Annotated in this window: 16 protein-coding genes; 7 read left to right on the top strand and 9 right to left on the bottom strand. The window is 71.3% G+C overall.

Going from position 1 to position 17,427, the window contains the following annotated elements:
- Positions 1-90: 90 nt before the first annotated feature.
- The gene (locus FBY41_RS21870; RefSeq protein ID WP_141847203.1) at positions 91-300 is read right to left on the bottom strand and encodes a hypothetical protein; all 210 of its coding nucleotides are present in this window, start codon (positions 298-300) and stop codon (positions 91-93) included.
- Between the two features lie 208 nt (positions 301-508).
- Here FBY41_RS21870 and FBY41_RS21865 point away from each other — a divergent pair, with 208 nt between their 5' ends.
- Together FBY41_RS21865 and FBY41_RS21860 are read left to right on the top strand one after the other, a co-directional pair.
- The gene (locus FBY41_RS21865; RefSeq protein WP_141847201.1) at positions 509-1,858 is read left to right on the top strand and encodes a glutamine synthetase family protein; all 1,350 of its coding nucleotides are present in this window, start codon (positions 509-511) and stop codon (positions 1,856-1,858) included.
- Position 1,859: 1 nt separating this feature from the next.
- A complete protein-coding gene (locus FBY41_RS21860; RefSeq protein WP_141847199.1) occupies positions 1,860-3,035 on the top strand; it encodes an amidohydrolase family protein in 1,176 nt (391 codons plus the stop codon).
- A gap of 381 nt (positions 3,036-3,416) precedes the next feature.
- On the opposite strand, the gene FBY41_RS21855 is transcribed toward FBY41_RS21860, so the two are convergent.
- Positions 3,417-4,544: a hypothetical protein gene (locus FBY41_RS21855; protein WP_141847197.1), complete on the bottom strand. Its 1,128-nt coding sequence runs from the start codon at positions 4,542-4,544 to the stop codon at positions 3,417-3,419.
- Positions 4,545-4,638: 94 nt separating this feature from the next.
- Entirely contained in the window at positions 4,639-5,070 is a 432-nt protein-coding gene (locus FBY41_RS21850; RefSeq protein ID WP_141847195.1) for an antitoxin, read from the bottom strand.
- 132 nt (positions 5,071-5,202) lie between these two features.
- Between FBY41_RS21850 and FBY41_RS21845 the strand changes: the two genes are divergently transcribed.
- Together FBY41_RS21845 and FBY41_RS21840 are read left to right on the top strand one after the other, a co-directional pair.
- Positions 5,203-5,721, top strand: coding sequence for a peptidylprolyl isomerase (locus FBY41_RS21845; RefSeq protein WP_141847193.1), 519 nt, complete (start codon positions 5,203-5,205; stop codon positions 5,719-5,721).
- 279 nt (positions 5,722-6,000) lie between these two features.
- Positions 6,001-6,768: a rhomboid family intramembrane serine protease gene (locus tag FBY41_RS21840; protein ID WP_311769427.1), complete on the top strand. Its 768-nt coding sequence runs from the start codon at positions 6,001-6,003 to the stop codon at positions 6,766-6,768.
- A 305-nt stretch (positions 6,769-7,073) separates the two neighbouring features.
- Here the strand turns inward: FBY41_RS21840 and FBY41_RS21835 are convergent, their stop codons facing one another.
- Positions 7,074-7,325 (bottom strand): cell division protein CrgA, encoded by a 252-nt coding sequence (locus FBY41_RS21835; RefSeq protein ID WP_141823846.1) that lies wholly within the window; start codon positions 7,323-7,325, stop codon positions 7,074-7,076.
- Positions 7,326-7,478: 153 nt separating this feature from the next.
- Between FBY41_RS21835 and FBY41_RS21830 the strand changes: the two genes are divergently transcribed.
- The 3 genes from FBY41_RS21830 (at position 7,479) to FBY41_RS21820 (ending at position 9,536) form a co-directional block, all read left to right on the top strand.
- On the top strand, positions 7,479-8,291 hold the full coding sequence (locus tag FBY41_RS21830) for a DUF881 domain-containing protein (protein ID WP_141847189.1): 813 nt from the start codon (positions 7,479-7,481) through the stop codon (positions 8,289-8,291).
- 7 nt (positions 8,292-8,298) lie between these two features.
- Positions 8,299-8,928: an aminodeoxychorismate/anthranilate synthase component II gene (locus tag FBY41_RS21825; protein WP_141847187.1), complete on the top strand. Its 630-nt coding sequence runs from the start codon at positions 8,299-8,301 to the stop codon at positions 8,926-8,928.
- A 161-nt stretch (positions 8,929-9,089) separates the two neighbouring features.
- Positions 9,090-9,536 (top strand): SRPBCC family protein, encoded by a 447-nt coding sequence (locus FBY41_RS21820; RefSeq protein WP_141847185.1) that lies wholly within the window; start codon positions 9,090-9,092, stop codon positions 9,534-9,536.
- Positions 9,537-9,676: 140 nt separating this feature from the next.
- Here FBY41_RS21820 and pknB read toward each other — a convergent pair whose 3' ends face one another.
- From pknB to FBY41_RS21795, 5 genes are read right to left on the bottom strand one after another with little or no spacing between them, the layout of a single operon-like run.
- Positions 9,677-11,656, bottom strand: coding sequence for a Stk1 family PASTA domain-containing Ser/Thr kinase (gene pknB, locus FBY41_RS21815; RefSeq protein WP_260439969.1), 1,980 nt, complete (start codon positions 11,654-11,656; stop codon positions 9,677-9,679).
- Positions 11,653-13,113, bottom strand: coding sequence for a serine/threonine-protein kinase (locus FBY41_RS21810; protein WP_141847183.1), 1,461 nt, complete (start codon positions 13,111-13,113; stop codon positions 11,653-11,655). Before FBY41_RS21810 ends, pknB begins: the two co-directional genes overlap by 4 nt.
- The gene (locus tag FBY41_RS21805) at positions 13,110-14,567 is read right to left on the bottom strand and encodes a peptidoglycan D,D-transpeptidase FtsI family protein (RefSeq protein WP_141847181.1); all 1,458 of its coding nucleotides are present in this window, start codon (positions 14,565-14,567) and stop codon (positions 13,110-13,112) included. The genes FBY41_RS21810 and FBY41_RS21805 overlap by 4 nt, the downstream gene beginning before the upstream one ends.
- Positions 14,564-15,961, bottom strand: coding sequence for an FtsW/RodA/SpoVE family cell cycle protein (locus FBY41_RS21800; protein WP_141847179.1), 1,398 nt, complete (start codon positions 15,959-15,961; stop codon positions 14,564-14,566). Before FBY41_RS21800 ends, FBY41_RS21805 begins: the two co-directional genes overlap by 4 nt.
- Positions 15,958-17,427, bottom strand: coding sequence for a PP2C family protein-serine/threonine phosphatase (locus tag FBY41_RS21795; protein ID WP_141847177.1), 1,470 nt, complete (start codon positions 17,425-17,427; stop codon positions 15,958-15,960). Before FBY41_RS21795 ends, FBY41_RS21800 begins: the two co-directional genes overlap by 4 nt.

The raw sequence follows: 17,427 nt of genomic DNA, 5'->3' as shown, positions 1-17,427 counted from the left end.
GCGTGATCCGGTCCGGCTCTCCGCGGCGGCGTCCCCCTTGCTCCTCGGCGCTGACTCAGCCCTTGGGGGCGTGCCGCATCAACGCAGTCCTCAGAGGCGGGTCAGCTTGGAGTAGGGGCTTGCGACGCGCACCCGCTCGGAGCCGAACGCGACGATGACGCAGCCCCCTCCGACGGCCTTGACCTCGCCGAGGCCGTACTTGTCGTGCGCAACGCGGTCGGCGACGGCAAGCGTCGGCACCTCATCGGCAATGCGCTCGGCGAAGGGGCTGGACTTGAGGCGGCTTCGTGGAGTGTTCACCTCCCCATGATCCACCCTCGACAAGGTCGCCACGCCGCACGCCCGGACACGACTTGGGCAACATTCTTCGGGCCCCACGCCCTCCGCCCTGGTCTTCCCGCCGATTCCCGGCCCCTCACCGACAGGATCTGCGGCCCGTTCGACAGCCTTCGACACCGCCCCTTCCGTTGACCCGGCGCCCACGCCCCGACCCGGGCAGACTGCCGTCATGAGCGGGAGCGAGGGCACGTCGGCGTCTGACCTCACCGAGGCGCTGGGTCGCCAGGGGGTATGCGTCGTCGCGGGCTGGGCGACCAACGCGGCAGGCCTCGTGCACGCCAAGTCGATGCCTGTCGCCCGCACGGACGCCTTCGTCACCGCCGGCGCCGGGATGTCACCCGTCCACCACGGCTACGCCCTCGACGGCACGATCCAGCTGACGCCGTTCTATGACGCCGTCGGCGACCTGCGGATGCGGCTCGTGCCCGAGGCCGTCCGCGTGCTCCCCGGAGGTCTGGCCGTCGGGCCGACCCACGTCGTCACGCAGGACGGCGAGCCAGACCCGACCGGGCCCCGCCACGTCCTCACCCGTGCTGTCGAGCGGCTCGCCGAGGCAGGCCTGACCGCCCTCGTCGGCCACGAGCTCGAGTTCGTCCTCGTCGCTCCCGACGGCTCGCCCCTGCCGCCCGGCGCCTGGACCCCCTACGGCCTGTCGGCGATCGTCGACCGGAGCGCCATCATCGGCGAGCTCCTCGAGGCCGCTGACGTGGCGGGGCTCGGCGTCGAGCAGGTGCACGCCGAGTACGGCGCCCACCAGCTCGAGCTCTCCCTCGCCCCGCGATCGCCGGTCGAGGCGGCCGACTCGGTCATCCTCCTCAAGTCGCTCATCGGGGTCGTCACCCGCGCCCACGGCCTGGCCGCCTCGTTCTCGCCCGTCCCGATCGCGGGCGCTGTCGGCAACGGCGCCCACCAGCACCTCTCGCTCCGGTCCGGCGACGCGAACCTCTTCGACGCCCCGCAGACGCCACCCCTGACACCCGCCGGAGGTCATGCCGTCGCCGGCATCCTCGACGGACTCCTCGGCGCCCAGGCCGTGCTCACCGGGTCGATCCTCTCCGGCCCGCGCCTGCGACCCGGCATGTGGTCCGGCGCGACCGTCTGCTGGGGCACGGAGAACCGTGAGGCGGCTCTCCGCTACCTCCGCGCCGGGCCGGCCAACCCCCACGGCGCCAACGTCGAGGTCAAGGTCATCGATCCCTCCGCGAACCCCTACCTCGCCACCGCCGCCCTCCTCGGCCTCGCCCTCGACGGCATCGAGCGCGAGCTCCCCCTCCCTCCCGAGATCGTCCGCGACACAGGGCAGCTCGACGATGCCGCCCGCGCCGAGGCGGGCCTGACGCTCGTCCTCGACGACCAGGACGCCGTCCTCGACGCCTTCGCCGGATCGGCCGCGGAGCGAGTCCTCGGCGAGCACGCCGCCGCCGCCCTGCTCGCCGTCCGCCGCCACGAGCGCACCGCCTTCGGCGACCTCGACCTGGAGCAGCTCTGCGAGCGTCTCCGGCTGCGTTGGTCGATCTGACATGGGGGCGCCGTGGGAGGGCCCCGCACGCGACCTGCTCGCCGAGCTCGGCACCATCGCGCTCATCGACCACCACGTGCACGGCGCCTTTCGTGCCTCCCCGAGCGAGGCGGCATACGGCAACGCCCTCAACGAGGCGGACACCGACCCGCTGCCCCCGGGCGTCGATCCCTTCGACAGCCAGGTCGGCTTTGCGATCCGCCGCTGGTGCGCGCCGGTGCTCGGGCTCGAGCCCCACGCGACCCCCGACGCCTACCGGGCGCGGCGGGCGGAGCTCGGTGAGGCCGAGGTCAACCGCCGCTTCCTCACCGCTGCGGGAGTGAGCGACTGGCTCGTCGACACCGGCCACCGCGCCGACGACCTGCTCACCCCCGCGCAGCTGGCCACCGCGAGCGGCGGCCGTGCGCACGAGGTGGTCCGCCTCGAGGCCCTGGCCGAGCAGCTCGTGTCGGCGGACACCCCACCGCAGAGGTATGCCGCCGCCTTCCGCTCGCTGCTCGCCGAGCGGGTGCGTGGCGCGGTCGCCGTCAAGTCGGTGATCGCCTATCGCGCGGGCTTCGACGTCGACCTCACCCGGCCGAGCGACGCCGTGGTCGCCCGGCACGCCGCGGCCTGGGCGCGTGATGCTGCGAGAGCAGGGTCGGTGCGGCTCACCGACCCGCGGCTCATCGCCTTCGGCATCCACGAGGCGATCGAGCTCGGTCTGCCCCTCCAGCTCCACGTCGGGCTCGGCGACCGCGACATGGACCTGCGCCGGTCGGACCCGCTGCTGCTCACCGACTTCCTCCGCCAGCCGGCCGTGCGCCGGGTGCCGGTCCTGCTCCTGCACTGCTACCCCTTCGAGCGGCAGGCCGGCTACCTCGCCCAGGCGTTTCGCAACGTCTACCTCGACGTGGGTCTCTCGGTGAACTTCGTCGGCGCGCGCTCGGCCTCGCTCGTCGCCCGCAGCCTCGAGCTCGCGCCCTTCGACAAGGTGCTCTACAGCTCCGACGCGTGCGGTCCGGCCGACCTGCACCTGCTCGGTGCCCGGCTGTGGCGCCGGGCGATCGCCCGGGTCGTGGGCGGCTTCGTCGCGGAGGGCGACTGGTCGGCCCCCGACGCGAGCCGGGTCGTGCGGATGGTTGCGCGAGACAACGCGCTGCGCGCCTACCCCCGCCTCAGCAGATCGAGTGGGTGAATCCTCTGGCGCCGAGGCGGCTGCAGTGTCATGCTCGAAGGAAGCAGGGCTTGCAGGACGGCCGTCGCGCCCAGGCGCACAACGCAGGATCGACGGCTCGTGGGCGTTTTGCGGAGAAAGGTCGTTTTCAGATCCTCCCGATGTGATGCAATCTTCACCGAACCCCTCGCGCAACCACCCGTTGTCGTTCTACGATGGTGGGTAGCGAAGGGTTGGGCCCGCACGAACCGCGCCCAGCCCTTCTGCTTGTGCTGGCTCGCACTGTCCCCCTGTCGGTGCGAGCCGGCTCACGCAGAGAAGGACCCGGATGCCTTTGGCACCCGGGTCCTTCTCTGTCTGGCGACTGGTGCCGCGCGGGGTCGTCTCCCGCGCGGCCAGCGGTCAGCTCGGGCTGTCGCCCTCGTCGGCGAGGCGGGCCTTGGCCGAGCCACGCGGTGAGGACTTCGTCGAGGCGCCGTTGATGGTGCCACCCTCGACGGCGTCGGAGGTGATGGCGTCGGAGTCGGGCGTCGCGTCGACCGCGGTGACCTGACCGTCGAGCTCGTCCGTCACCTCGTCCTTGACGCCGATGGCAGCGTCCTTCGCGTCGCCCGCCGCGTCGACGGCGACGTCCTTGGCATCGGCAGCGGTGTCCTTGGCCTCGTCGACCGCCTCACCGGAGTGGTCCTTGGCGTCGGCGATGGCCGACTGACCCTTGGCCGCGAGGTCGCCGGCCTTGTCCTTGGCCGCGTCGGCGAGCTCGGCGCCCTTCTCCTTGGCCTTGGCGGCAGCGTCGGTGACGGCCTCCTTGGCCGCCTCGACCTGCACGGCGGCCTTGTCCTTGAGCGTGCTGCCGGTCGAGCCGTAGCCGCTCGTGCCAGCCGCACCGGGAGAGGTCTCGAGGGGCGTCGCCCACGGGTCGTCGGCCTTCTGCTGCTGCTTGCGGAACGCCGCAACCGCAGCCACGGCGGCTGCCGCCAGACCGATGCCGATGAGCCACTTCGCGCGGCTGCGACGACGCTTGGCGACGGCCTCACCGGTGAGGACGGCATACGCGTCCTTGCTCCGGTCGCCGGCGACGTACGCGGCCTCCCTGGCGTGCTCGAGGTGCGGACCCGCAGCCTCCATCGCCTGGTGCGACCCGGCGGCGATCGCGGCGGACGCGGTCGCGAGGGCAGCACCCACCTTCGGCAGCACCGTCTCGACGAAGCTCGCCTGGGCGGCCTCCACCTTCGGCTTGGCCCGGTCGGCGGCCTCGTGCAGCGCCTCGCCGGCCACCTCACGTGCCTGGTAGGCGAGGTCGGCCAGGCGTTCCTTCGGGGTCTCCGTGGCGTCCTGGATCACGGGCGTCGCCGCAACCCTCGCCTCGATGAGCTTCTCCTTGGCCACCGCTGCGGCATCACTCGCCTGGTCGGCTGCGGTGCCCTTGAGGGCGTCGAAACGCTCCCCTGCGGCATTGCTGACGTCGATTGCCGCTGCGCGTGCCTGGTCTACAGCCGCCTCCGTGCGGGACTGCTTGGTGCGAAACATGCGTCCTCCTAGGTCCAACCGTCCTTACCCATCCTGCCAACATCCGCCACGCGACACACCGCCCTTGGCGTATGCCGTGTCGTCGCGGCGCAGATCACAGTCCGTGAGGCGGTGGCGGGGTCGCGCCCGGCCCCCCGGCCGTCGGCGGGCGCGGAGCGTCCGGGTCGAGGGGGAAGGTGCTGGCTCCGGGCGAATCCGGCTCTGCTGCAGGCGATCCCGCAGGAGGCGGGGTTGACGTGGTCTGCGGGTTGCTCGGCGAGCCCTCCGCGACCTTGTCGACTCCCTTGCCGACGGCCTCCTTGGCCTTGGCAACCTTGTCGGCGTACTTCCCCTCGGTCTTGGTGTCGACGGTCGTCGCGGCCTTCTCGACGAAGCCGTCGATCTTCTCGCGGTGCTGGGCGGTCACGTCCCCCGCCTTCTCGCGGGTCTGCTTGGCAGCGGCGGTTGCCGCCTCCTGCAGCTCCTTGGCCTTCTTGTCGAGCTCGAGCTCCTCGGCCTTCTTCTTCAGCTTGTCCAGGAACGACATCAGGGTCCTCTCGTCTGTTCGGTCTCGTGTCGTGTGCTTCTGGTGTCGTGCAGTTGTCTCTGGGCAACGACCCGCCTGGCGCGCACGTGCCCGACCGGACGGCATACCTGCGCGTCGTGCAAGGATTGGCCCATGAAGGCAACGTTGCACACGAACCACGGAGACATCGTCCTCGAGCTCTTTCCGCACCAAGCGCCCAAGACCGTCGAGAACTTCGTCGGCCTCGCCAAGGGTGAGAAGGACTACAAGGACGATGCGGGCCGCACCTCGCCCACGCCGTTCTACGACGGGCTCATCTTCCACCGCATCATCCCCAACTTCATGATCCAGGGCGGCTGCCCCGTCGGTCAGGGCTTCGGTGGCCCGGGCTACACGTTCGACGACGAGATCAGCCCCGACAAGGACTTCACGAAGCCCTACATGCTCGCCATGGCCAACGCCGGCAAGCGCATGGGCAAGGGCACCAACGGCTCCCAGTTCTTCATCACGACCGCGCCCACGACGTGGCTGCAGGGCAAGCACACGATCTTCGGTGAGGTCGCCGACGGTGCGTCGCGCGAGGTCGTCGACAAGATCGGCGCCGTGGCGACCGGCCCGAACGACAAGCCGCGCGAGGACGTCATCATCAACTCGGTCACCATCGAGGACTGAGCAACCCACCCGCACGACCCTGAGGCCCGGCCGATGGCCGGGCCTCACGAGACAGACGAGACGGCAGGGATTCCTTTGTCCAACAGTGGAATCGGTGGATCCGGGGGGAACTGGGGCCCCGGTGGCCAACCCCCGGTGGGCACCGGCCCGGTGAACCCCCCTGTCGTGCCGCCTGTCTGCCCGCGCCACCCCGACCGCGAGTCCTACGTGCGGTGTCAGCGCTGCGGTCGCCCGACGTGCCCCGAGTGCCAGCGACCCGCCGCTGTCGGCATCCAGTGCGTGGACTGTGTCCGGGAGGCCGCTCGCACGAGCCCGACGGCCCGCACCGTCTTCGGGGGGCGTGCGACCGACGGCCGACCGGTCGTCACCCTGACGATCATCGGCCTGTGTGCTGTCGTCTACCTGCTCCAGCGCGTCGCCCCCACCATCACCGACCGCTTCTCCTTCGTGCCGGCTCTCGGCTGGACCGAGCCATGGCGCTTCGTCACCGCGGCCTTTCTGCACTCGCCGTACACCGTCTTCCACATCCTGCTCAACATGTTCGCGCTGTGGTCGCTGGGGCAGTACCTCGAGCCGATGCTCGGTCGGGCCCGGTTCGCCGCGATCTACCTCCTCAGCGGCATCGGCGGCCAGGTGGCCGTCGTCCTCCTCGCGGGATCTCCGACGATCGTCGGCCTCAACACGGGCATCGACGAGGCCTGGCTGACGCCGGTCGTCGGGGCGTCGGGGGCCATCTTCGGCCTTTTCGGAGCCCTGCTCATCCTCAACCGCCACCTCGGTCGCTCCTCGGCGGCGATGTATGTCGTCATCGCGATCAACGCGGCGTTCGGCTTCCTGTACCCCAACATCTCCTGGCAGGCGCACCTCGGGGGCTTCGTCGTCGGCCTCGCGTGCGCGGGGGTCGTCGTGGCGTTCCGGGGGCGCCGGCCGCAGCTCGTCTGGGCGGCCCTCGGCGGCATCGCCGTCGTGCTCGTCGCCGTCACCGTCGTGAAGTACCTCAGCATTCCCGATGTCATCCGCATGATCGACTCGAGCACCTTCAGCTGAGGCGCTTCCATCTGGCGGCCACCGCTGGCACGTGCTGGCCGGTGACCGGACGGCAGCGGCCGAGCACATCGTCGATGTGCTCGGCCGTTCTGCGTGTGCGGGCGGGTCTGGGAGGGCTGGGGGTCCGCTTCTGGTTGTCCACCGCTGTGGACAACGCTGTGGACGTAGTTACAGCCGTGTCATTCATGCACAGGGTGGGGAAAACCTTGTGGATAACCTGTCGATCAGGGTGTGGACCGGTGTGGACGAGGGTCCGGACCGGTTCCCTCAGCCCGCGCAGGCCGTCCCGGCCGTGCATCGTGGGGTCAGCGCCAGCGCATCGTCATGATGAAGCCGCCCATGAGCAGGGCGAAGCCGATGCCGAGGTTCCAGACGCCGATCGCCTCGATGGGGTACTTGTAGGCCGTCACGTAGTAGACGACGATCCACAGCAGTCCGAGCACGAGCAGGGTGATGAACACCGGTGCCCACCAGGTCGGGTTGGGCTCGGTCGCCTTGCTGCGGGGCGGCGGGGTGTAGGTGGTCGACTTGTGGTCTCGACCCTTCGACTCGGGCACTGCTCTCTCCTTGCTGTGAGGTGAGCCAAGGGTAACCAATGGCGATGCCGACCGTGGCCGGCCAGCGGACGCGGTGACCTCGCGACGCCTCGGGGCAGGCGCACGAGGCACAATGGTGTCGGCGCGGAGGGCCCGCGCCGAGCGAGGACCACGATGACGAGCGCCACCCCGCCTGTCGACTCCCCGGAGCCGCAGACGGACGAGCCGGCCGAGGGGCAGCAGACACCGCCCACGGCCGCTGCGTCACGCCCGCGCCTGACCTGGCGGCTCGTCGTGCCCGTCGTCACCGCTGCGGCGGGCCTGATGTTCGCGATGAGCTTCCAGGCGGCCCAGGGCAGTGACCTGCGCGCCGACCGCGACCTGCCCCAGCTCATCATGGACGGTGACGCGAAGGTGTCGGCCAAGGCCGCCCAGCTCGACGCCCTGCGCGCCGAGGTCGACACCCTGTCCAAGACGAGCGCACCCTCGGACCAGCGTCTCGCGAGTCTGGGCGAGCGCGCCGATGCGCTCGCCGAGACCGCCGCGACGACGAAGGTGCGAGGCAGCGCCATCGAGGTCACCCTCGACGACGCCCACCGCACCGTCGACTCCCTGCCCGACGGCTTCACGGCCGACGACATCGTCGTGCACCAGCAGGACGTGCAGGCCGTCGTCAACGCCCTGTGGGCCTCGGGCGCCGAGGCGATGATGATCCAGGACCAGCGCGTCATCTCGACGAGCGCCGTGCGCTGCGTGGGCAACACCCTCATCCTCCAGGGCCGGGTCTATGCCCCGCCCTATCGCATCACGGCCATCGGCGACGTCGAGCGCATGCAGCGCGGCCTCGACGGCGACACCGCCGTCGGCATCTACAAGCAGTACGTCGACGCCGTCGGCCTCGGCTGGTCGCAGAAGTCGCTGGGCACGGTCGAGTTCCCGGCCTACTCCGGCTCGGTCGACTTCCAGTTCGCCACCCCCCTCGAGTGAGAGCCAGATGACCCGCATCCTGGTCGTCGACAACTACGACAGCTTCGTCTACACGATCGTCGGCTACCTCGAGCAGCTCGGCGCCGAGTGCACCGTCGTGCGCAACGACGCGGTGGCACCCGAGGAGGCGGCGGCATACGACGGCGTCGTCGTCTCGCCCGGCCCCGGCACGCCCGAGGAGGCGGGGGTCTCGATGGCGATCATCGAGGAGTGCGCCCGGCTCGCGAAGCCGATGTTCGGCGTGTGCCTCGGCCACCAGGCGCTCGGCGTCGTCTGCGGCGCCACGGTCGACCGCGCGCCCGAGCTGCTCCACGGCAAGACCTCGCTCGTGCACCACGACGGCATGGGCGTCCTCGAGGGGCTCCCCGACCCCTTCACGGCGACGCGCTACCACTCGCTGACGATCGACCCCTCGACCCTGCCCGACGAGCTCGTGGCGACGGGCCACACCGACTCGGGCCTCGTCATGGCGGTGCGCCACCGCGACCTGCCCCTGCACGGCGTGCAGTTCCACCCCGAGAGCGTCCTCACCGAGGGCGGCCACCGCATGCTCGCGAACTTCCTCGCCATGTGTGGCGACACCGGAGCCGTGGCGCGCTCCGAGGGACTCAGCCCCCTCGTCACCGCCGCCGTCTGACCCGGAACCCGCCCGTGGCGGAGTCCGGGGACCTCCGGCCCTTGCGGGTGCAGCAGCCCGGGTTACGTTCGAAGTGAGGGAGCCTGCGGGCGGTGATCGTCCCGGGGCGATGGGGCGCAAGCAGCGTCCGGGTGGGCGTCGGACGGAAGGATCTGACCGCGATGACCAAGGAGCTGCACACGAGGAGCACGCACGTCGACGCCCCGGTGGAGAAGGTCTTCGACTACGTCAAGGACCCGCACCACTTCTTCGAGGCGTTCGACGAGGAGTGGCGCCGCCACATGGCGATCGTGGACGTGCACATGACGCCGGAGGGAGTCGGCACGACCGCCAGGCTGATGGGGCGGATGTTCCTCGTCTTCCACATGGAGTGGACCCTGACCCGCGAGGAGTACGTCCCCAACGAGCGCATCGTCGACAAGGCCAACACCGGCGGGGTGTGGAGCTTCACGTTCGCGCCCGATGAGACCGGCACGATGCTGACCGGGTCGTTCGGCTGGGACAGCAAGGTCCCGATCGTCGGTGAGGTCATGGACCGGTTCGGCTGGAACGGCGACAGCGACCTCGACCTCATGCTCGCCAACCTCAAGAAGGCGATCGAGACCTGACGCCCGTCAGCACGGACCCCTGACCGGTGGCACCCGCCCACTAGGAGGTCAGCCGCACACCTTCGGGCCGGGCGCGCACCGCGTACGAGGTGTGCGTGGCCCTGAGGTGTGCGGCTGGCGCCGGGGTCAGGGTGCCGGGGTCAGGGTGCCGTCGTCGCGGTGTCCGTCGGCGTGCCGGTCGGCGTGTCGGTCGTGGGCGGGGGCGCCGTGACGGTCACCGTCGGGATCGGGGTGGCCTTGGCCTTGGCGACCTTGACCTTGATGTCGGTGCCGGCCTTGACGACCGCGCCCTCGCGGGCCACCTCGAGGACGGTGCCCGGCGTCTTGTCGGACTCGACGTCCTCGCGCACCGGGTTGACCCCGGCGTCGTTGAGCGTGGAGGCGGCGATCGCCCAGTCGCGGCCGACGAGCCCCTGCGGCACCTGCACGTTGCCGGTGGCGTAGTAGACCTTGATCGAAGAGCCCTGAGCCACCTGCGCGTTCGCCGGCGGGTCGGTCTTCGTCACCTTGTCCTTGGGCTGGTCGGGAGTGTTCTCCTCGACGAAGTCCGAGACCGTGAAGCCCGCATCCTCCAGCGCCTTCTGGGCCTCGTTCTTGTCGAAGCCGGTGACGTCGGGCACGGACCCGTTGTCAGGACCTCGTGACACGACGAAGCGGATCGTGGAGTTCTCGGCGACCTGGGTGCCCGCGACCGGGTCCTGGGAGATGACATCGCCCTCGGCCACGGTCGTGCTGGCAGCGGTCGACTTCTGGCCCTGGAGGTTCGCCGTTTTCAGGGTGTTGAGCGCTGTCTCCTCGTCCATGCCGGTGATGCGTGGCACGGCCACCTTGACGACCTCGGGGGTCTGGTTGCCGAACCACGTCGCCGCACCCCAGCCGATGAGGCCGAGCACGAGCAGCGCGAGCACGACGATGACGGCCGTGCGCCTGCCGCTGCCCGACCGCTCCTCGTCCTCGTCGCGGCCGACGGGCGGCAGGGCGCCACCGCCGAGCGCGGGCTGCACCGCGGTCGGGGTGCCCGCGACGGCATACGCCGAGGGCAGCGTCTGGGTTGCCGCTGCCCCGACGGCCGCGCCGGTCGCGAGGGCCGCGGCGCTGATGGGGCGGCCGAGGCGAACGTTCTCGAGGTCGACACGGAAGGCGGAGGCGTCCTGGTAGCGCACCTCGCGGTCCTTCTCGAGGGCGTGCAGCGTCACGGCGTCGAGGTCGCCGCCGACCTCGTGGTTCCACACGCTCGGGGGCTGCGGCAGCTCGCCGACGTGCTGGTAGGCGATCGCGACGGGCGAGTCGCCGACGAAGGGCGGACGGCCGGCGAGCAGCTCGAAGAGCAGGCACCCGGTCGAGTAGAGGTCGGAGCGCGCGTCGACGGTCTGGCCCTGCGCCTGCTCCGGCGAGAGGTACTGCGCGGTGCCGACGACCGACTGGGTCTGGGTCATCGTCGCGGCGGTGTCGGCGATGGCGCGCGCGATGCCGAAGTCCATCACCTTGATGGCGCCGGTCGCGGTCACCATGACGTTGGCGGGCTTGATGTCGCGGTGCACGATGCCCATGCGGTGGCTGTAGGCGAGGGCGTCGAGGATGCTCTCGGTCACGCGGATCGCGTCGCCCGGATCGAACTGGTGGCGCCGTGACAGCTGCTGGCGCAGGGTCTCGCCGTCGACGTACTCCATGACCATGTAGGGCAGCGTCGTCGGGTGGCCGCCCGGGCCGGGGACGGTCGACTCGTCCTCCCCGGAGTCGAAGATCGCGACGATCGACGGGTGGTTGAGGCCCGCCGCCGACTGCGCCTCGCGCCGGAAGCGCATGAGGAAGTTCGCGTCGCGGGCAAGGTCCGACCGCAGGATCTTGATGGCCACCTGCCGCCCGAGCCGGCTGTCGTGCCCGAGGTGCACGTCGGCCATGCCGCCGCGGCCGATGAGCTCACCGACCTCGTAGCGTCCGCCGAGGATGCGGGGTGGGGTGGTCACGTCCATTGCCTCTGTCGCCTCGTTCGGGGGGTGCGGGTCGGTGCGCCGGTCGGTCGGCGGCGTCTCGTCGGCCGGAGCGGGTGCTCGGCCGGGCCCCACGTCGGTGGGACCGCCCGGTCCACCCTGCAGCGCCTCGGTCTCGTCTTGGCTCATCTGCCGTTGCCCTTCCCCTTGCCGTGTCCCTTGCCGTTGCCCGCCTTCTGCCCCGAAGGCGGCGGCACGGGTGCGACCGTCGCAGGCGTCTGCGACGCTGCTGCCTTGGTCGAGCTCTTGGTGGTCGTCATGCTCGTGATGGTGCTCGTCGGGCTCGCCGTCGACCCGGTCGGAGCCGGTGTCGTCGGAGCAGGGGCCGGGCTCGTCGAGGCCGCCGGCCGCGCCGCGCTCGGCTCGCTCCCACCGAGGGCCGAGCCGAGAGCGACGGCCCCGCCGCCGATGACGAGGGCTGCCGCAGCGGCGACCCACGCGATCCTGCGCCGGTCGGGGCGCCCGGGTCGCACTCCCGTGTGTCCCGGTGCCGTATGCCGTGCCGCCCGGCTCACGGGAACGCCGCTCGCCGCGTCGGCGACGACAGGAGTTGGCAGCCGCCGGGTCGCGGTCGGTGCCAGCTCCGGCGGTGCCGGCTCGTCCCACGTCCAGTCCATGGCTCCCGTGCGCTCGTCCGCTGACGGAGCCATGGTTGTGGTCGGCTCGGCCGTGGCGGGGAGGGCTGCGGTCGCGGCGAGTGCGCCGGACGGCATACCGGAGGGGTCGGAGGCGGGGACGCCGAGCAGCTCCAGCCCGACCGTGTGAGCGTCAGCCGGCCGCTGCTCGGGGTCCTTGTGCAGGCAGGCGGCCACGAGGTCACGCAGGTCGGCGGGCACGGAGTCGGGCAGCGGCGGCGGCTCGTCGGTGACGTGCGCCCGTGCCGTGGCCACCGGGGCGCCCCGGTCGAACGGCTTGGCGCCCGTGATCAGCTCGTGCGCGACGACGCCGAGCGCGTAGAGGTCGCTCGCGGCGGTCGCGGCGTGGCCGAGGGCTTGTTCGGGGCTGAGGTAGTCGGGCGTGCCGAGCACCTCGCCGACGAGCGTGTGGCCGGCCGTGTCGTCGGCGCGCGAGATGCCGAAGTCGGTGAGCTTCGCCCGACCGTCGGGCGTGACGATGATGTTGGACGGCTTGACGTCGCGATGGACGACGCCGGCGGCGTGGGCGGCCGCGAGAGCCAGCGCCGACTGCCCGACGATCCGGCGCACCTCGTCGGCCGGGAGGGCTCCGCGCTCGCGGATGAGGTCGGAGACGGTGTGGCCGGGCACGAGCTCCATGACGATCCAAGCCCGGTCGTCCTGCTCGCCGTAGTCGAAGACCGACGCGATGTGGGGGTGGTGGAGGCCGGCGGCGTTGCGGGCCTCGTCGCGGAACCGGGCGGTGAAGGCGTCGTCATCGACCCCGTCGGCCCGCATGACCTTGACCGCGACGTCGCGGCCGAGCACCTCGTCGGTCGCCTGCCAGACGTCGCCCATGCCTCCCGCGGCGATGGGGGCGGTGAGCACGTAGCGTCCGCCGAGCACGGCTCCGGGCACGAGCACGGACGGGTCGGAGTTCGCGGGGGTCGCGCAGTTCGCGGGGCCGGTCACTTGAGCACCGCCTCCATGACCGCCTTGGCGATGGGGGCGGCGACGCGGCCGCCGCCGACCTCGCTGCCGGTGACGCCGCCGTCCTCGACGACGACGGCCACGGCGACCTGCGGGTCGTTCGCCGGGGCGAAGCTGATGAACCACGCGTGTGGCGGCTTGCCGGGGTCGTGCTGCGCGGTGCCGGTCTTGCCGGCCACCTCGACGCCGGGGATGGCGGCGCGGACGCCGCTGCCGTTGTCGACGACGGAGACCATCATCTTCGTCAGCGTCGACGCCGTCTCGGGCGAGGTCGCCTGCGACAGCTCGACGGGGTCGGGGGTCGACTCGATGACGTCGAGGTTGGCGCTGCGGACCGAGTCGATGAGGTAGGGCGTCATGACCTTGCCCTGGTTGGCGATGCCTGCCGCGACCATGGCCATCTGGAGCGGCGTCGTCTTGACCTCGTACTGTCCGATCGCCGACTGCGCCGCCTGCGGGGCGTTGAGGTCGGGCGGCACGGTGCTCGTCGAGACCCGCATAGGGATGGTCAGCGAGTCGCCGAAGCCGAACTTCGCCGCCTGGGCTCGGATCTTCTCGCCGCCGAGCTCGAGGCCGAGAGAGCCGAAGGCCGTGTTGCACGAGATCTCGAGGGCGTGGATGAGCGTCGTCTTGTTGTTCGGACCGCAGGCGCGGCCGTTCTCGTTGGGCAGCGTCGCGGTCGTCAGCGGCAGGTCGAGCACGGCCGGCCCCGGCACCTCGGAGTTCTCGTCGCTCAGCAGGCCCGTCTCGAGGGCGGCCGCGGCCGTGACGACCTTGAAGGTCGACCCCGGCGGATAGAGCTGGTTGATGGTGCGGTTGAGGTAGGGCTTGGTCGGGTCGGTGGAGAGCTTCTCCCAGGCGTTCGCGGCCTTGTTCAGGTCATGGCTCGAGATCGGGTTGGGGTTGTACTGCGGGTGGCTCACCATCGCGAGGATCGCCCCGGTCTTGGGGTCGAGTGCGACGACCGCGCCCTTGCTGGCGCCGAGGGCGTCGTCGGCTGCCTTCTGCGCCTTGGCGTCGATCGTCAGCTCGAGCGTCGCGCCCGCCGTGCGCCGGCCCGTGAGCAGGTCGGTGATGCGCCGCACGAAGAGGCTGTCGGAGTCGCCCGAGAGCAGGTCGTCGGCTGCGTGCTCGAGGCCGTAGGGCGCGCCCACCTGGTAGGAGTAGAAGCCGGTGACCTGCGAGTACAGGTCGCCCTGGGGATAGGTGCGCAGGAAGCGGTACTGGTCATCGACCGGCACGGACTTCGCGATGGCCTGGCCACCGACGATGATCGAGCCGCGCTCGCGGGAGTAGTTGTCGAGCAGGGTGCGCTTGTTGGCGGCCATCGCCCCGAGCGTCTTGACCTGCGCGAACTGCACGACCGTCGAGGCGACGAGCAGCGCGGTGAAGAGCATGGCGATGACCACGGAGATGCGGCGGATGGGGGTGTTCACGACATCCTCACCACCTGCGTGACCTCGGCGGGCGACGGGTCGTCGGAGGCGACGCCGACCGGGATCTCAGGCATCGGGCGACGGGCCTGGTCGGAGATGCGCAGCAGGAGGGCGACGATGACCCAGTTCGCGAGCAGCGAGGACCCACCGAGCGACATGAAGGGGGTCGTCAGGCCGGTGAGCGGGATGACCCGCGTGACGCCGCCGATGACGATGAAGAGCTGGAAGGCCACCGAGAAGGTGAGGCCGATGGCGAGCAGCTTGCCGAAGCCGTCACGCACGCCGAGGGCGGTGCGGATGCCGCGCTCGCAGAAGATGAGGTAGAGCACGAGGATCGCGACCGACCCGAAGAGGCCGAGCTCCTCACCGAGGCTCGAGAAGATGAAGTCGCTCTCGGCGAAGGACGTCAGCCACGGGCGGCCGGCGCCGAGCCCGGTGCCGGTGAGGCCACCGGACGCCATGCCCCACAGGCCGTTGGCGAGCTGGTTGGAGCGCTCGAGGTTGTCGGGCGAGAAGGGGTCGAGCCAGAGGTCGACGCGCTTCTGGAAGTGCGTGAAGGCCGACAGCGCGAAGGCCACGGCAGCGCCGAAGAGCAGCAGGCCGATGGCGATCCACGACACCCGCTCGGTGGCGACGTAGAGCATCGCGACGAAGAGGCCGAAGAAGAGCAGCGCCGTGCCGAGGTCCTTCTGGAAGACGAGGATGAGGACCGCGAGCAGCCAGGCGACGAGGATCGGCCCGAGGTCGCGCCCACGCGGGAAGGTGAAGCCGAGGACCCGCTTGCCGGCGAGCGAGAGCACGTCACGGGTCTGCACGAGGTAGCCGGCGAAGAAGATGGCGAGCGCGATCTTGGCGAACTCGCCGGGCTGGAAGTTGAGCGGCCCCAGGCTGATCCAGATCTGCGAGCCGTTGATCGTCTGGCCGAGGCCGGGCACGAGCGGCAGGAGCAGCAGCACGAAGCCGACCGCCATCGAGACGTAGGTGTAGCGCCGCAGCAGCCGGTGGTCGCGCAGCACGATGATGACCGCGACGGCCAGCGCCACCGCCAGGGTGGTCCAGATGATCTGCCGGTAGGCGTCGCCGTCGGTGCCGAGCTTGCCGCGGGCGAGGTCGAGCCGGTGGATCATGACGAGGCCGAGACCGTTGAGCACCGTGGCGATCGGCAGCAGCACCGGGTCGGCGTAGGCCGCCTTCCAGCGCAGCACGAGGTGCACGGAGAGCACGAGCACGGTGAAGCCGCCCGCGATGGGGATGATGTTGGCCGGCACCGTGCCGTTGCGGTTGAGGTCGGTCGTCACCCACGCGAGCAGCACGATGCCGATCGCGAGGACGAGCAGGCCCAGCTCGGAGTTGCGCCGGGTGCGCGGGGTCAGCGGCTCGACGGTCGTCGTCACGCGGACACCCCCTCGAGCAGGGGGCGCTCAGCCGCACCCGCCGCCGCCGGCGGCGGGGTCGCCGGGGTCGTGAGTCTCGGGAAGGTTGCCGAGCCGCCCGGCGTGACCGGGGTGGTCGGTATGCCGGTGCCTGGCGTCTGCGGGGTGGTGGACCCGGGCGTCGGCGTGGTCACCGACGGGGTGGGCGTGGGGTTCGAGCCGCACGGCGTGCCGGTCGCCGCCATGAGCTGGCAGCGGATCGCCTCGGCGCGCAGCGCCTGCACCTTCGCCTGCGCGTCGGGCAGGTCGCGGGCCGGGATCGTGCGCTGCACGGATCCCTGCACGTCGACCGGGAGGTCGGACATCTCGACGTCGCTCGCGCTCTCGACCCGCGAGAGGCTGATCGGCCCGAGGTCCTGCGACACCCCGCGGAAGATCGCGACGCGACCGGCGTCGGCGGCCACGAAGAACTGGCGCTGGGACCAGGCCCACGCGGCATACCCCCCTGCGGCGAGGATGGCGACGACGACGACGGCACCCGTGACGCGCCTGATGATCCGCGATCGGCGCGAGCGGGGGGCCTCCTCGGCCAGCTCGACCTCGTCGTCGGCCTCGGCGGCGGCCCGCCCGGTCGCCTCGCGCGAGAGGGCGGCGGCCTTGGCGGCCGGAGAGGTGGGGATGGGGCGGGTCTGGGTGCGCAGGCTGCGGCTCGCTGCGGCGCCGACCACCTGCGGCACCGTCGAGGGCAGGTCGTCGCCGTCGGCGTCGACGACGTCGGCCACGATGACGGTGACGTTGTCGCGGGTGCTCGCCTTGAGCGCCACCTCGATGCACCGCTCGGCGGCATCGGCCGGTGATGCGGCCTCGCGGAGGATCTCCTCGATGACGTCGGCGCCGACGAAGTCGGACAACCCGTCGGAGCACAGCAGGAAACGGTCGCCGATCTTGGCCTCGCGCAGCGACGTGTCGGGCTCGTCGTCGGGCTGGCCGGTCATGACGCGGGTGACGACGGAGCGCTGTGGGTGCTGCCCGGCCTCCTCCTTGGAGATGCGGCCCTCGTCGACGAGCTGCTGGACGAAGGAGTGGTCCTTCGTGATCTGGCTGAAGGTGTCGCCGCGGAGCATGAACGCGCGGGAGTCGCCGATGTGGGCCATCGCGAGCTTGTTGCCGGTGCGCAGCATGACGATGGTCGTGCTGCCCATGCCGGTGAGGTCGGCGTTGTCGCGCATCGCCTTGGTCAGCTTGGCGTTGGCGCTGCGCAGCGCCTCCTCGAGCAGGCCGATCGCCTGATCGGCGGTGACGTCCTCGGCATCGAGCGGCGCGAGCTCGCCGACGATCATCGAGCTCGCGACATCGCCCGCCGCGTGCCCGCCCATGCCGTCAGCGAGCACGAGGAGGTTGGGTCCGGCATACCCCGAGTCCTCGTTGCGGGCCTTGGGACCGAGGCCGAGGTCGGAGCGCGCGGCATAGCGCAGGGCGATGGCCAC

It is taken from the genome of Humibacillus xanthopallidus (assembly GCF_006716675.1).
GTDB classification, from domain to species: domain Bacteria; phylum Actinomycetota; class Actinomycetes; order Actinomycetales; family Dermatophilaceae; genus Humibacillus; species Humibacillus xanthopallidus_B.
This window is presented reverse-complemented; position numbering and strand designations above follow the sequence as displayed.

What these genes read in the sequence shown, in the direction of transcription:
- FBY41_RS21865 (WP_141847201.1), top strand. Translation starts at nt 509, where the DNA reads ATGAGCGGGAGCGAGGGCACGTCGGCGTCTGACCTCACCGAGGCGCTG.
- FBY41_RS21860 (WP_141847199.1), top strand. Translation starts at nt 1,860, where the DNA reads ATGGGGGCGCCGTGGGAGGGCCCCGCACGCGACCTGCTCGCCGAGCTC.
- FBY41_RS21855 (WP_141847197.1), bottom strand. Translation starts at nt 4,544, where the DNA reads ATGTTTCGCACCAAGCAGTCCCGCACGGAGGCGGCTGTAGACCAGGCA.
- FBY41_RS21850 (WP_141847195.1), bottom strand. Translation starts at nt 5,070, where the DNA reads ATGTCGTTCCTGGACAAGCTGAAGAAGAAGGCCGAGGAGCTCGAGCTC.
- FBY41_RS21845 (WP_141847193.1), top strand. Translation starts at nt 5,203, where the DNA reads ATGAAGGCAACGTTGCACACGAACCACGGAGACATCGTCCTCGAGCTC.
- FBY41_RS21830 (WP_141847189.1), top strand. Translation starts at nt 7,479, where the DNA reads ATGACGAGCGCCACCCCGCCTGTCGACTCCCCGGAGCCGCAGACGGAC.
- FBY41_RS21825 (WP_141847187.1), top strand. Translation starts at nt 8,299, where the DNA reads ATGACCCGCATCCTGGTCGTCGACAACTACGACAGCTTCGTCTACACG.
- FBY41_RS21820 (WP_141847185.1), top strand. Translation starts at nt 9,090, where the DNA reads ATGACCAAGGAGCTGCACACGAGGAGCACGCACGTCGACGCCCCGGTG.
- pknB (WP_260439969.1), bottom strand. Translation starts at nt 11,656, where the DNA reads ATGAGCCAAGACGAGACCGAGGCGCTGCAGGGTGGACCGGGCGGTCCC.